Genomic DNA, 12,679 nt, shown 5'->3' on the forward strand with positions numbered 1-12,679 from the left:
GGGCGCGGCTCTGTCAGTTGATCTGCACCGAACCGCCCTTGATGCGGTTGACGCCCGAGGAGCGGCTGGAGAGGTAGGCGCCCTTGATCAGCACCTTGCCTTCACGAGTCAGGGTGATGCTGGCCTTGCCGCAGCGCAGGACGATCTCGCGCTCGGCGGAGAACTCCAGGCGTTCGCCGTCGATGTGGGCCACCGCCGGCGCCTGGCGGGCTTCCGGCAGGCGCTGGATGCGGCCGATGACCAGCGGGCGGGACGGGTCGCCGCCGACGAACATCAGCGCCACCTGGGTGCCGATGTCTTCGCGGGCGAGCACGGTGGTGGTGGTCGCGGCGATGCCGGTTTCCGATGGGCAGCCGGGGAAGGCCACCACGGGGCTGGACGCTTCGGGGACATCGAGGAGGACGCCGATCACCACGCCGTCGAGGCGGGTGGCGGCCGGGGTGTGGGTGTGGACTGTCATGTGCTACTCCCTGGCCGCAGGGCCTAGTTCTGCAGGATCTTCTGGCCTTTCACCACGACGTTCTTGCTGGCCTTGACGTTGATCGCACCGGAGCCGTCGATGGTGATGTTCTTGCCGCTGATGACGATGGTGCCGTCCTTCTTCATGGTGATGCTGGCGGAGCCGGTGACCAGGGTGATGGAGTCGCCGGCGTTCAGCGAGAAGTGCTTGCCCACGTCCAGGCTGTCGCTCTGGCCCACGCTGGTGCTGCGGTTCTGGCCGACGCTGCGGGACTCGTTCTTGCCGATGCTGGTGGTCTGGTTGGCACCGATGTCCACGCTCTCGTTGCTGCCCACGCTTTCGGTGCGGTTGCTGCCGATGGTGATGTTCTCGTTGCTGCCGACCTGCTCGGTGCGGTTGGCACCGATGGTGATGCGCTCGTCGGCGCCGACGCTCTCGGTGCGGTTGCTGCCGATGGTGATGTTCTCGTTGCTGCCGACCTGCTCGGTGCGGTTGGCGCCGATGGTGATGCTCTCGTTGCTGCCGACCTTCTCGGTGCGGTTGACGCCGATGGTGATGGTCTCGTTGTTGCCGACCTGCTCGGTGCGGTCGACACCGATGGTGATGGTTTCGTTGTTGTCCACTGTCTCGGTGCGGTCGTGCTTCACGTGCACCGTTTCGTCGTGGTCGATGGTCTTGGTGCGGTCGTGGCCGACCCAGTGGGTCTCGTCGTTCTCAACCTCGATGTCCTGGTTCTTCTCCGCGTGGATGAAGAGCTGCTCTTCGCCCTTCTTGTCCTCCATGCGGATCTCGTTGAAATTCGCCGGCGTGCCGCCCTTGCTGGAGCGGCTCTTGACCCCGCTCTGGGTGGCGTTGGCGGGCAGGTCGTAGGGCACGGTCTGCTCGGCGTTGTACACGCGGCCGGTGATGATCGGGCGGTCCGGGTCGCCTTCGAGGAAGCTGACGATCACCTCCTGGCCGATGCGCGGAATCTGGATGTGGCCCCAGTTCTTGCCGGCCCAGGCCTGGGATACGCGGATCCAGCAGGAGCTGTTCTCGTTGGACTGGTCGTGCCGGTCCCAATAGAAATGCACCTTCACCCGGCCGTACTGGTCGGTCCAGATTTCCTCGCCCTTGGGCCCCACCACCATGGCCGTCTGCGGACCCTGGACGATGGGCTTGATGGTGGTCGGCATCGGCCGGAAGGCCTGCCCGGCGTCGATGCATTCCAGGTCGCTTTCATACTGCAGGCCGCCACCGGAGCCGGTCTCGTAGGCCTCCTGGCTGACCGCGTAGCGGGCACCAATGATCAGGTACTCGCGGTTCTGGTCGTCCCGGGGGTAGCCGGTCATCTTGAACAGGTGGCCGGCTCCAAGACCACGCGCGTTGGTGCGCAGCTGCACGCGCTCGTACTGGGTCTGGATGGCCTCGATGCGGTTGCGTGCGTACTGCTCGCCATCGCTGGTCTGCACGTATTCGCCGGGGTAGTCGTAGAGCGGATGGTCGGCGTTGCTGTGGCTGCGGCTGACGCTGGAGCGCACCTCCAGGCGTGCGCTGGGACGCTTGAAGTCGTAGTCGTTGAGGGCCAGGGAGCCGGGCTGCACTTCCTGCGCCAGGTGCCAGTCGTAGACGTGGTCACGCTCGCGCATCTGGTCTTCGAGGGGGTAGAAGGGCACCGATGCGTAGCCGGGGGCCGGGCTGTGGGCCCCATAGGCATCGGAGAGCACCAGCACATGGCGCGATTGCTCGTGGCGGAAGTAGTAGTAGATCCCCTCCTGCTCCATGAGCCGGCTGACGAACTCGAAGCTGGTCTCGCGGTACTGAACGCAGTATTCCCACTCGTGGTAGCTGCGGGTGAGGGCGTCTTCGAAGTCGGAGAAGCCGAGGTCGCGGAACACCTGTTTGATGATGTCCGGCACCGTCTTGTTCTGGAAGATGCGGCAGTCGGAGGTGCGCGACAGCAGCCACAGCCAGGGCCGCAGGGTGACGCGGTAGCCCGCGAACTGGCCGGTGCCGGAGGACTGGCTGCAGCGTGCGGCGATGCCGTGGAAGTAGCGCTTGCTACCGTCGGGCAGCTCCACCGAGAGCCCCATGGGCTTGCCCAGCAACGCGTCGAGCTTGATGGCAGGGTTTTCTGAAACCAGACTCAGTTCGTAGTCGAACAGGCGACCCAGCTGTTCGTGGCCGTCCAGCCGTTCCAGCACCAGGACGTTGGCGCCCAGGGGGCTGCTGACTTTCGCCATGCGGGTCGATTGAGTGATTTGCATCGCCTTCCTTGCCTCGTATGCCACCGCCGGGGCGTGGTTCCGCGTCAGCGGCCCGTCGCCAGGAAATCGACTTGCCCGGCGAGCCGGGAGGGCGGGAAAACCCTGGGTCGAAGTTGTAGCAGACGAGGCCGTTGCCGAGCGCTTTTTCCGATATCCGCGAATCCTTGCGTAACCCCGACCGCACGGCGGCGGGCAGGGCCGGCGAACTTTTTAGAACAGTCGCCGGAGGCTGTCCATCGGTTGCCGTCAAGGCTGCGTGGCGTGTCTCAGTTCCGGCACGGCAGGTTTCAGGCTGCTAACCTCCGCGCCCTTCACAGAGGAGCCCAAGGAATGAATACCCCACTGGAAACCGCCATTGCCCTGGCTTGCCGTGTCCATGCCGGTCAACGGGACAAGGCCGGTCGGGCCTATGTGCTGCACCCCCTGCGGTTGATGCTGCGCTTCGAGGATCCCGAGGCGCAGATGGCGGCCGTGCTGCACGACGTGGTCGAGGACGGCGACGTCAAGCTCGAGGACCTGCGCATCCTCGGCATCCCCGAGTCCGTGGTGCAGGCCGTCGACTGCCTCAGTCGACGTGAAGGCGAGACCTACGAAGCCTTCATCGAGCGCATCCGGCCCAACGTCCTGGCCCGGCGGGTCAAGCGCGAGGACATCCGCGACAACCTCGATGTCACCCGCCTGCCCGAACTGGGCGAGGCCGACCTGGCCCGCGTTGCCCGCTACCACCGCGCCCTGGTCGCCCTGGAGCGCCCCGAGTGAGTTGGCGTGACGTGGTGTTCAGCCCCCGGCACCGGTTCGCCCTGGGGGTCGAAGAAGGTGGCGACCGTTACTACCTGTCCATCCCGGTGAGCAATGGCCTGGTCGATTACGAAGAGCGCTACGCCATCACCCGTGAATCCTTCGAGCGCTACCGCCGCGACCTGGAAAGCGCGCTGCCCATGGTCCGCGCCTGCCGCGCCCGTACCCTGGACCACCTGTTGCTGGAGCCTGTCGGAACGCAGCGGGGCGAGCCGACGTGAGCCTGGCAGAGTGCTGAACCAGGTGCTGGCCCGCGACGCCCTGGGTGCCTTCCTGCTTGGCGAGCCGCCGTATTTCCACGAGGCTCGCGCCGAGCATGAGGAACCACAGAACTTCGGTGCCGCGTTCGAGACGCTGCTGCTGCCGTACTGGCGCGAGACCGCTGACCCGGAACTGGGGGAGCGCCTGACGCGTGCCTGCCTGGCGCTGCTCGCTGGGCATCCCGATCACAACCGCGCGATCTATTGCGTCCACGCCTGGATCTGGGAGTACCGCTATGCCCAGGTGGGGAAGGGCCTCCCGGTGTTCGACTGGAGGCTGGAGCCCGTCGCCGTGATGCTCAAGGCGTGCATCGAGCGGGCACGCACGGCTCTGTTGGCCGATACCCGCTGGGCCGGCGCCTCCTGGAACGGCGCCGACGGGATCTGGGGAGCACTGCTGCGTGCCTCGCTGCACCTGCGTGACCGGCTGAGCGGGCCGGACCTGGTGCCCAGCGAATCGGAATGAGCGCGGCGCGGCCAATCAGGCTTTGATCGCCACTGCCTTCCAGCTGGCCGTGCGCTTCTTGCCGGCCCAGTCCGCCAGCTTCTCTGGCGTAGGCCGCCCGGTGCGGGGATAGCTCATGGGCACCAGCAGCAACAGCGTTACCTCGCCTTCGGTCGCGCCCTCGGTGGCGGGCGGAAAGCGGTAGTCCACCGCCACCATGGCATCGACACCCTCCGGCCAGGACAGGTCGTGGAAGCGTTCATCTCCGCGTTCGGCCAGCCAACCCTCTTGGATCGCCTCGCCTTCGAGGCGTACCTGCGCTGCACGCCAGAGCAGCTGGGCGGGGAATGCGCAAGGCAGGTCGGAGGTGATGGCTGCCTGGTTCAACGGCCAGTCGTAGGGCAGTGCGACCATCAGCTCGATGCGCGGCTGGGAGAGGTGTACCCCCAGAGTGAACAGCAGTTTGTGGGCCCGGCCGTTGCCGACCAGTGCCGTCCGCAGGTCGATGTCCTGCCCGCACAGCCTCTGGCTGGGGCAGGGCGTGAGGATGAAACCGACCCGCTCGAAGATGTGCTCGAAGATCCCGCTGCCACGTACTCGGGTGTAGTCCATCTGTTCTTGTGCGCAGTGCCCGCCCTGTTCAGCCAGCCACTCCGCCAGTGCCGCATGACCCCAGACCAGCGCCGTATCGCGAGCGGTCTGGTTGAAGCGCAGGTGCAGGCGGTCGAGGTCGGCACCGTGCTGCACCAGCAGCTCAGCCACCTCACTGTGGCCGCCCATGGCCGCGGCGATGAGCGGCGTGAGGATGCCCCTGCAATCGCCATCCACCGCCGCGCCGTTGTCCAGCAACCAGCGCACCGTCGCGAGGTGACCCGCGCCCGCTGCGTCGACCAGCGGCGTGCCGTAGCTGCCATCGAGAAGCCCTGTGTCGAGCCCCTTCTTCACCAGGTAATCGACGATCTCCAGGCAGCCATGGCGAGCCGCCAGGTGCAGCAGCGTCCCCTGGCTGGCCAGGCCGAAGAGGGGCACGGCCAGCCACTGTGGGTGAGCCTCCAGGGCGGCGCGCACGGCCTTCAGGTCGGCCTCTTCGACGTGCGTGTAGAGCGCGGCGAGGGCGGGTGCGTTGTCGTCGTAGAGGGTGTTTGGCGCGGTCGTCATGGGGTGTTTGTCCGAAAGCGGGTGGGGCGTTCTGCGGCAAAGGTAGAGCTGCACGCCGTGAGGTGTCCTTGAAGGTGATCCCGTTTCCACCGCTCCAGGCCAAGAAGCGAGACCAAGCGCAAGCCCTGAGCATCGCGCGGGGGGTTGTCCTTGATTGTTGGGCCCGGTTGCCGGAAGATTTTCGCCCGCCGGGCGTAGGATGATGTGCCGTGGTCAATAAGGCAGTTCCTACGCAGAGCCCATCACCTAGGGAAGGCCTTCAGTACAGTGACTCTCTACCGACTCAACGAGGCGGACCTGGACGTCCCCGATGCCTGGCAGGACCAGAGCATCAACATCTTCAAGCTGCCCGCCACCGGCAGCGCCAAGGAAGCCAGCTTCGTCATCAGCCGCGACCCCAGCCAGGGCGACATGCCCTTCGCCGACTACATCGCCCAGCAGCTCGCCAATGCGCGCCAGCAGTTGCCCGGGTTCACCCTGGTCAAGCAGTGGGACATCAACCTGAACGGTGCCCCTGCGGTGCTGCTGGACTACACCTGGCAGCGCGATGGCCGGGTGCTGATGCTTCGCCAGGTGTTCATCGAGCGCAAGCCGGCGGTGCTGATCACCACGCTGACCACCACGCCCCAGGACCTGCCGTTCCACGAGCCCGCCTGGAAGCAGGCGATGCAGACCCTCAAGCCGCTGCCTCCGGCAGTCTGACCGGGGCCGCCGACGGCCCGAGCAAGGAAGTGAAGTACCTCGATGGATGCGCAGGCAGCAGCACGGCTAGGGGATGAGATCGCCCACGGTTTCGGCCTGGCGGCCATGGTCGCCGGGGCGGTGGCGGGGGCGCTGATCGGTGCGGCGGTGATCGCCGCCACGGCCGCCACGGGTGGTGTCGCATTGGCGGTGATGGCCGGCTCCATCGCTGCCGGCGGCCTGTCCATGTTCCAGGTGGTCAAGGGACTCAGCACCATCTTCAACCTGCCGGAGCCGACAACCGGGGCGCTCATACGTGGCAGCCCCAACGTCTTCGTCAACGCCCGCAACGCGATGCGCGCGGGTGAGGACGCCGCGTCCTCCTGCAGCGGGCTGCCCTGCAACCACCCCTACTGGCCGTTCGAAGTGGTCATCGCCGAAGGCAGCGCCACGGTCTACATCAACGGCAAGCCGGCGGCCCGGCTGACCAGCAAGATGAGCTGCGGTGCGCACATCAAGACCGGCAGCGAGAACACCTTCATCGGCGGCCCGACGGAGCGCGTGGCCTTCGTGCTGGACATCGAGGGCTGGGTGCACAGCGGCCTGGAGATCCTCGGCCTGGCAGCACTGGGCGTCGGCCTGGTGATGGCGGCCATGGCAGGGCTCGCGGTGTTGGCAGCGACCGTTGTCGTGGGCGGCGCCATCTACGGCGGCATGGAGCTGCTCGGCCAACTGGGTGATCGCCTGGGGCCTGGCTACCGCGACCTCCTTCAAGGCGTCGCCGGCCTGGCGCTGCTCGGTATGGGGCCGAAGCTGGCCGGACGCAAGCCGACCGCTGCCGTGACCTCGGAGGCGGCGCAACGACGCGCGTACCTGAACAAGAAGTTCGGGCGCAGTGGTGATCTCGACCACGACATCAACTATCGCGGTAACCGCGAGGTGGCGAGCAACTTCTTCAAGTCCAAGGGGTACTCGAAGAGCGATGCCGAGTCGTACATGAACGGCCTGGATTTCAACCATCCCGTGCGCGTCGAGACCCTGGCCCCGAACAAGGCCCTCTGGCAGTACCAGTCCCCCGGGGCGCCCCAGGGCAACTGGTATACAATCAGCCCCAAAGTCCAGCCGACCGAACTGGGTATCAACCCCATGGGCACCAACCGGGCGGCGAACACCATCGAGCCGAAGGTCCTCAACTCCTACAAGACCACGCAGAAGGTGGAGGTGCTGCGTAGTACTGCAGCGCCCACCACGGACTTCTGGTCGGTCAAGGGCCAGAACTACGATGCCAAGGGTGGAGCGACGCAGTTGTTCTCCAACCAGAAGGACGCATTTGGAATTATCTCCCCAGGTGGACCATGACTCCCGTTGAATACATAGATCGCGCGCTGGCGCTGGTGATCCAGCGTGCCGCCGCGCTTCCCGGGCAAGAAGTGCTGGTGTCCGCAGAACGGCAACTGAGGTACGTCAGGGCTGTGCTGCTGGACAAGGGCCTGGATCGCTCGATGCTCCACCAGATCACCCTTGGCAGCATTGCCGTGAAGGAGTTCGACGAAACCGACCCTGATCTTGCCAGGGCCCTTAAGGACGCCCACTACGTGGCGGTGCAGACCGGGCGTGGCCTCAAGGTCGACCTGCCCTGAATACCGATTGACCGCGCCATGACCGGAGCCGCCTTGCGCGGCGCCGGTTTCCAAGTGGCCCACTACCCGAGAGAAAAAAGGGCCGTCCCTGGCCCATTAACCGGTTAGCGCAGCCTAGGCCGCACGTTTGTCGAGCGCCTGGGCGATGTATTCCGCCTGGCGGATCGCCAGGCTGACGATGGTCAGCGTGGGGTTCTCCGCCGCGCTGGTGGTGAACAGGCTGCCATCGGAGATGAACAGGTTGGGCACCTCGTGGCTTTGGCCGTAGCCGTTGCAGACGCCGTCGGCCGCCTTCTCGCTCATGCGGCAGGTGCCCAGGTTGTGGGTAGAGGGGTAGGGCGGGACGCGGTGGGTCTTCAGCGCGCCGACTGCCTCGTAGAGGGCCTGGCCCTGGCGGTAGCCGTGCTCGCGCATGGCGATGTCGTTGGGGTGGTCGTCGTAATGCACGTTCGCCACGGGGATGCCGAAGCGGTCCTTCACCGTATCGCTGAGGGTCACGCGGTTGCTCTCCCGAGGCATGTCCTCGCCCACCAGCCACATCCCCGCCAGGTGGGTGTAGCGGTCCATCACACGGGTGAAGTCCCGTCCCCAGGCACCCGGGTCGAAGAAGGCCGCCATGAAGGAGGGGCCGAGGGAGATCGTCTCCATCTCGTAGCCGCCGACGAAGCCCCGGTCCGGGTCGAAGCGTGATTCGTCACTGACGATGCCCGCCATGATGGTGCCGCGGTAGAAGTGCACCGGATCGGCGAATTCGGCGAAGACCGAGCCCGTGGTGTGGCGCATGTAGTGCTTGCCCACCATGCCGGAGCCATTGCCCAGCCCATGGGGAAACAGCGTGCTGCTGGAGTGCAGCAGCAGGCGTGGGGTCTCGATGGCGTTGCCGGCCACGGCGACCGCCCGCGCACGCTGCCGGTGGAGCTGCCCCTTGGCGTCGGCATAGACCACGGCGCTGGCGCGGCCACGGGCGTCATGCTCGATCAGCACCGCCTGGGATTGCGGGCGCAGGTCCAGCCGCCCGGTCGCCTCGGCCTGGGGAATCTCGGTGTACAGCGTCGACCACTTCGCGCCCATCTTGCAGCCCTGGAAGCAGAAGCCCAGCTGCATGCATTGCGCCCGGCCGTCCCGTGCCCGGCTGTTGATCGCCATGTGGCCGGTGGAGCACTGGGTGTAGCCCAGCTTGCGGGCGCCGTTGTACATCACCTGGAAGTTGTTGTTGCCCGGCAGGCCGGGCAGCCCGTGGGTGCGGGTCACCCCCATGCGCGCTTCCGCCTTCGCGTAATAGGGTTCAAGCGTTTCCAGGCTCAGCGGCCAGTCCAGCAGGTTGGCGCCGGGCAGGTTGCCGTAGGTCTGCCGGGCGCGGAACTCATGGGCCTGGAACCGCAGGCTGGCGCCGGCCCAGTGGGTGGTGGTGCCGCCGACGGTCTTGCAGATCCACGCGGGCAGGTCGGGGAAGTCCCGTGCCACCTGCCAACTGCCGGAGGTGGTGCGCGGGTCGCTCCAGGCGAGTTGTTCGAAGGAGGGCCATTCATCGTTGATGAAGGTCGCCGGGGATTCGCGCTTGCCCGCCTCCAGCAGCACCACGGGAAGCCCCCGCCGGCACAGCTCGTTGGCCAGCGTGCCGCCGCCGGCACCGGAACCGATGATCACGATGACCGAGTCATCATTCAGGCTGAACGTCGTCATGGGAGTACCTCGTCAGGTGGCGGAGGGGCTGGCATCGGCGGGTGCAGCGGGCAGCCAGCGCAGGTCGTTGAAGCCCCGCATCAGGTAGCCGCCCTTGCCGAAGGAGGCGCCCTCGTAGCCGAAGTGGCGGTAGGCCAGCTCGTTGCTGTACAGCGCCCGTGACGCCTGGGCGCGTACTTGTCTGAAGAACGCCGTGTGCTGGATGGCGCGCAGGAGCGCCTCCTGTTCGGCCTCGCTGCGCGAGGACCAGTCTCCCCCCGCATCCCGGTCGAGGGCGTCGAGTCCGTCCCGCAGCAGGCCGCCCAGGGCGGGGTCCTGCCCGGCCTGCCTGTCCAGCGCCTGCACGGCGAAGGCGTAGACCGCGTCCTCCATGCCGTCGTGGGGGTAGAGGCGCTTCACCACGGCCATCAGCCTGAGCGCCAGGGCACTGTCGAGGTGGTGCAGGTCCAGGGCCCAGGTGAGTGACGGGGCGACCAGGGCGATGGGGCCGGAGGTGAACAGCAGGGTGCCGAGGAGGGCACCGCTGCTGCCCTTGAGGAAGTGGCGTCGATTGAGGGGCGCGTCGAACATGCGGATCTCCTTGTTGTTGTCGTCGGATCAGCAGGGGGACGGAGCGGGAGCGGCTGGCTACTGGTAATGGCCCCCGCGCTGCAGGACTTCGATCTTGTAGCCGTCCGGGTCCTGCACGAAGAAGAAGCGGGCCAGCAGCTCGCCGTCGCGCTCGAAGGCCTTGATGGGGGCCGGCGCGTAGCCGATACCCCGCAGCCGCTCGAAGTGGGCCTCCAGGTCGTCCACCACGAAGGCCACATGGCCGTAGCCGCTGCCGTGGGTGTACTGCGCCTGGCCCTTGTTCCAGGTCAGCTCGATCTCGGCGCCGCTGTTGGCGTCGCGCAGGTAGACGAGGGTGAAATCCTCGAACTCCAGGCGGTGGCTTTCGGCCAGGTCGAAACCCTGCTGGTAGAACGCCAGGGAGGCGGCGAGATCACCGACCCGGATCATGGTGTGGATGAGCTTGGGCATTGCGTGCTCCGTGTTGGGAAGGGAGCGCGCAGCTTGGCCGCGAAGCGGCAGGCGGGGGTAATAGGGGACTACTACAGGCCCTTCGCACGGGTGGCTGTAGGCCGGCGCCGGAAGGCCGAAGGCGAGGCCGGGTGCGGGTTTGACGAGCAGGAAGGGCAAAGGCCGGCGTGGGCGCCTTCGCGCTTGCCTACGGCTGCATGGGGCTTTGCTTCGGGCCGGCGCGGCGTGTCGAGCCCGGAAAGACCGGGGCTGCCTTGCGCAGCCCCGGCGGATTTCAGCTCTTGGGTGGCGGCGGGAAGAGGGCGTTGACCTTGCCGTCGATGGCGCCCTTGTCGCCTTCGCCATTGGTGGGCACGGCGCTGGCCACGCCGGAGTTCAGGTCCAGCCGGCCGCCGGTGTCGATGGCGGTGTTGCCGGCGGTGAACAGGTTGAAGGCGGTGCCGGAGATGTTGATCACGCCGTCGGCGTTGAATTCCACCACGCTCTGCCCGCACACCAGGCGGATCTGCGCACCGGCCTCGATCAGGTAGCGGGTGCTCACGCTGTCGCTCTTCGCGCCGCCCACCACCAGGGTGTCGTGGCGCTTGGCGGCGCGCAGGCGGTCCTGGCCGATGCGGGCGGTCTCGTCGTTGCCGATGCTCTTGGTGCGGTTGTGGCCCACGGAGTGGGTCTCGTCGTTCTCCACGACGATGTCCTGGTTGCGCTCGGCATGGATGTAGAGCTGCTCGGCGCCCTTCTTGTCCTCCATGCGGATCTCGTTGAAGTTCGCCGGCGTGCCGCCCTTGCTGGAGCGGCTCTTGACCCCGCTCTGGGTGGCGTTGGCGGGCAGGTCGTAGGGCACGGTCTGCTCGGCGTTGTACACGCGGCCGGTGATGATCGGGCGGTCCGGGTCACCTTCGAGGAAGCTGACGATCACCTCCTGGCCGATGCGCGGGATCTGGATGTGGCCCCAGTTCTTGCCGGCCCAGGCCTGGGACACGCGGATCCAGCAGGAGCTGTTCTCGTTGGACTGGTCATGCCGGTCCCAATAGAAGTGCACCTTCACCCGTCCGTACTGGTCGGTCCAGATCTCCTCACCCTTGGGCCCCACTACCATGGCGGTCTGCGGGCCCTGGACGATGGGCTTGATGGTGGTCGGCATGGGACGGAACGGCTGGCGTGCCTCGATGCACTCCAGGCTGCTGTCGAACTGCAGCGTGCCGCCGGCCGAGCCGCTTTCGTAGGCTTCCTGGCTGACCGCATAGCGGGCACCGATGATCAGGTACTCGCGGTTCTGGTCGGCGCGGGGGTAGCCGGTCATCTTGAACAGGTGCCCCGAGGCCAGGCCACGGGCGTTGGTGCGCAGCTGCACGCGCTCGTACTGGGTCTGGATGGCCTCGATGCGGTTGCGCGCGTACTGCTCGCCGTCGCCGGTCTGCACGTATTCGCCGGGGTAGTCGTAGAGCGGGTGCTCGGCGTTGCTGTGGCCCCGGCTGATGGTGGAGCGCACCTCCAGGCGCGCGCTGGGGCGCTGGAAATCGTAATCGTTGAGCGCCAGGGAGCCCGGTTGCACCTCGCGGGCCATGTGCCAGTCGTAGACGTGGTCACGTTCGCGCATCTGGTCTTCGAGGGGGTAGTAGGGCACCGAACCATAGCCGGGGGCGGTGGTGTGGGCGCCGTAGGCATCGGAGAGCACCAGCACGTGGCGTGACTGCTCGTGGCGGAAGTAGTAGTAGATGCCCTCCTGCTCCATGAGCCGGCTGACGAATTCGAAGCTGGTCTCGCGGTACTGCACGCAGTACTCCCACTCGCGGTAGCTGCGGGTGAGGGCGTCTTCGAAGTCGGAGAAGCCGAGGTCGCGGAACACCTGCTTGACGATGTCCGGCACCGTCTTGTTCTGGAAGATGCGGCAGTCGGAGGTGCGCGACAGCAGCCACAGCCAGGGCCGCAGGGTGACGTGGTAGCCGGCGAACTGGCCCGTGCCGGAGGACTGGCTGCAGCGTGCGGCGATGCCGTGGAAGTGGCGCTGGCTGCCGTCCGACAGCTCCACCGAGACGCCCATGGGCTTGCCCAGCAGGGCGTCGAGTTGCAGGTTGTGGTCTTCGGAGACCAGTTCCAGTTCGTAGTCGAACAGCCGGCCCAGCTCGTCGTGGCCGTCCAGTCGGTCGAGCAGCAGCACATCGCCGCCCAGCGGGCTGCTGACCTTGGCCATGCGTGCCCGTTGCGAAATCGCCATCCCACACTTCCTTAGCGCTGTACGCGTCACTGCCGGGTTCCGACGCGCCGGAACCTTTCACATTCAGGCGGCG

Annotated in this window: 13 protein-coding genes; 6 read left to right on the forward strand and 7 right to left on the reverse strand. The window is 66.8% G+C overall.

What is annotated here, in order from left to right; all coding sequences use genetic code 11:
* Window positions 1-13 precede the first annotated feature (13 nt).
* Window positions 14-460, reverse strand: a complete 447-nt coding sequence (locus tag FBY21_RS04120) for a DUF6484 domain-containing protein (RefSeq protein ID WP_142008833.1) — start codon at window positions 458-460, stop codon at window positions 14-16.
* Window positions 461-483: 23 nt separating this feature from the next.
* Window positions 484-2,706: a type VI secretion system Vgr family protein gene (locus tag FBY21_RS04125; RefSeq protein ID WP_142008836.1), complete on the reverse strand. Its 2,223-nt coding sequence runs from the start codon at window positions 2,704-2,706 to the stop codon at window positions 484-486.
* Between the two features lie 330 nt (window positions 2,707-3,036).
* On the opposite strand from FBY21_RS04125, the gene FBY21_RS04130 reads away from it, so the two are divergent.
* The 3 genes from FBY21_RS04130 to FBY21_RS04140 are packed head-to-tail and all read left to right on the forward strand — an operon-like array spanning window position 3,037 to window position 4,230.
* A complete protein-coding gene (locus FBY21_RS04130; RefSeq protein WP_142008838.1) occupies window positions 3,037-3,465 on the forward strand; it encodes a GTP pyrophosphokinase in 429 nt (142 codons plus the stop codon).
* The gene (locus FBY21_RS04135; RefSeq protein WP_074971477.1) at window positions 3,462-3,725 is read left to right on the forward strand and encodes a hypothetical protein; all 264 of its coding nucleotides are present in this window, start codon (window positions 3,462-3,464) and stop codon (window positions 3,723-3,725) included. Before FBY21_RS04130 ends, FBY21_RS04135 begins: the two co-directional genes overlap by 4 nt.
* Before the next feature lie 10 nt (window positions 3,726-3,735).
* Entirely contained in the window at window positions 3,736-4,230 is a 495-nt protein-coding gene (locus FBY21_RS04140) for a hypothetical protein (protein WP_142008841.1), read from the forward strand.
* A 15-nt stretch (window positions 4,231-4,245) separates the two neighbouring features.
* Here FBY21_RS04140 and FBY21_RS04145 read toward each other — a convergent pair whose 3' ends face one another.
* Window positions 4,246-5,367 carry an ankyrin repeat domain-containing protein gene (locus FBY21_RS04145; RefSeq protein WP_142008844.1) on the reverse strand — a complete coding sequence of 374 codons (1,122 nt, stop codon included), beginning with the start codon at window positions 5,365-5,367 and terminating at the stop codon, window positions 4,246-4,248.
* A 267-nt stretch (window positions 5,368-5,634) separates the two neighbouring features.
* Here FBY21_RS04145 and FBY21_RS04150 point away from each other — a divergent pair, with 267 nt between their 5' ends.
* Genes FBY21_RS04150 through FBY21_RS04160 form a run of 3 tightly spaced genes read left to right on the forward strand, consistent with a single transcriptional unit; the run spans window position 5,635 to window position 7,688 of the window.
* A complete protein-coding gene (locus FBY21_RS04150) occupies window positions 5,635-6,069 on the forward strand; it encodes a DcrB-related protein (RefSeq protein WP_142008846.1) in 435 nt (144 codons plus the stop codon).
* 42 nt (window positions 6,070-6,111) lie between these two features.
* Window positions 6,112-7,407 carry a polymorphic toxin type 46 domain-containing protein gene (locus tag FBY21_RS04155; RefSeq protein ID WP_074971474.1) on the forward strand — a complete coding sequence of 432 codons (1,296 nt, stop codon included), beginning with the start codon at window positions 6,112-6,114 and terminating at the stop codon, window positions 7,405-7,407.
* On the forward strand, window positions 7,404-7,688 hold the full coding sequence (locus FBY21_RS04160; RefSeq protein ID WP_069566640.1) for an immunity protein Tsi6 family protein: 285 nt from the start codon (window positions 7,404-7,406) through the stop codon (window positions 7,686-7,688). Before FBY21_RS04155 ends, FBY21_RS04160 begins: the two co-directional genes overlap by 4 nt.
* Window positions 7,689-7,802: 114 nt before the next feature.
* On the opposite strand, the gene FBY21_RS04165 is transcribed toward FBY21_RS04160, so the two are convergent.
* The 4 genes from FBY21_RS04165 to FBY21_RS04180 all read right to left on the reverse strand — a co-directional run bounded on the left by FBY21_RS04165 (window position 7,803) and on the right by FBY21_RS04180 (window position 12,606).
* Window positions 7,803-9,371, reverse strand: coding sequence for a GMC family oxidoreductase (locus tag FBY21_RS04165; protein WP_044407553.1), 1,569 nt, complete (start codon window positions 9,369-9,371; stop codon window positions 7,803-7,805).
* A 12-nt stretch (window positions 9,372-9,383) separates the two neighbouring features.
* The gene (locus FBY21_RS04170; protein WP_142008849.1) at window positions 9,384-9,941 is read right to left on the reverse strand and encodes a gluconate 2-dehydrogenase subunit 3 family protein; all 558 of its coding nucleotides are present in this window, start codon (window positions 9,939-9,941) and stop codon (window positions 9,384-9,386) included.
* A 57-nt stretch (window positions 9,942-9,998) separates the two neighbouring features.
* Window positions 9,999-10,391 (reverse strand): VOC family protein, encoded by a 393-nt coding sequence (locus FBY21_RS04175; RefSeq protein WP_142008852.1) that lies wholly within the window; start codon window positions 10,389-10,391, stop codon window positions 9,999-10,001.
* 274 nt (window positions 10,392-10,665) lie between these two features.
* Window positions 10,666-12,606, reverse strand: coding sequence for a type VI secretion system tip protein VgrG (locus tag FBY21_RS04180; protein ID WP_142008854.1), 1,941 nt, complete (start codon window positions 12,604-12,606; stop codon window positions 10,666-10,668).
* Window positions 12,607-12,679 lie beyond the last annotated feature (73 nt).

The sequence above is a fragment of the Pseudomonas sp. SLBN-26 genome (assembly GCF_006715895.1).
GTDB classification, from domain to species: domain Bacteria; phylum Pseudomonadota; class Gammaproteobacteria; order Pseudomonadales; family Pseudomonadaceae; genus Metapseudomonas; species Metapseudomonas otitidis.

What these genes read in the sequence shown, in the direction of transcription:
- FBY21_RS04125 (WP_142008836.1), bottom strand. Translation starts at nt 2,706, where the DNA reads ATGCAAATCACTCAATCGACCCGCATGGCGAAAGTCAGCAGCCCCCTG.
- FBY21_RS04180 (WP_142008854.1), bottom strand. Translation starts at nt 12,606, where the DNA reads ATGGCGATTTCGCAACGGGCACGCATGGCCAAGGTCAGCAGCCCGCTG.
- FBY21_RS04170 (WP_142008849.1), bottom strand. Translation starts at nt 9,941, where the DNA reads ATGTTCGACGCGCCCCTCAATCGACGCCACTTCCTCAAGGGCAGCAGC.
- FBY21_RS04155 (WP_074971474.1), top strand. Translation starts at nt 6,112, where the DNA reads ATGGATGCGCAGGCAGCAGCACGGCTAGGGGATGAGATCGCCCACGGT.
- FBY21_RS04175 (WP_142008852.1), bottom strand. Translation starts at nt 10,391, where the DNA reads ATGCCCAAGCTCATCCACACCATGATCCGGGTCGGTGATCTCGCCGCC.
- FBY21_RS04145 (WP_142008844.1), bottom strand. Translation starts at nt 5,367, where the DNA reads ATGACGACCGCGCCAAACACCCTCTACGACGACAACGCACCCGCCCTC.
- FBY21_RS04160 (WP_069566640.1), top strand. Translation starts at nt 7,404, where the DNA reads ATGACTCCCGTTGAATACATAGATCGCGCGCTGGCGCTGGTGATCCAG.
- FBY21_RS04165 (WP_044407553.1), bottom strand. Translation starts at nt 9,371, where the DNA reads ATGACGACGTTCAGCCTGAATGATGACTCGGTCATCGTGATCATCGGT.
- FBY21_RS04120 (WP_142008833.1), bottom strand. Translation starts at nt 460, where the DNA reads ATGACAGTCCACACCCACACCCCGGCCGCCACCCGCCTCGACGGCGTG.
- FBY21_RS04130 (WP_142008838.1), top strand. Translation starts at nt 3,037, where the DNA reads ATGAATACCCCACTGGAAACCGCCATTGCCCTGGCTTGCCGTGTCCAT.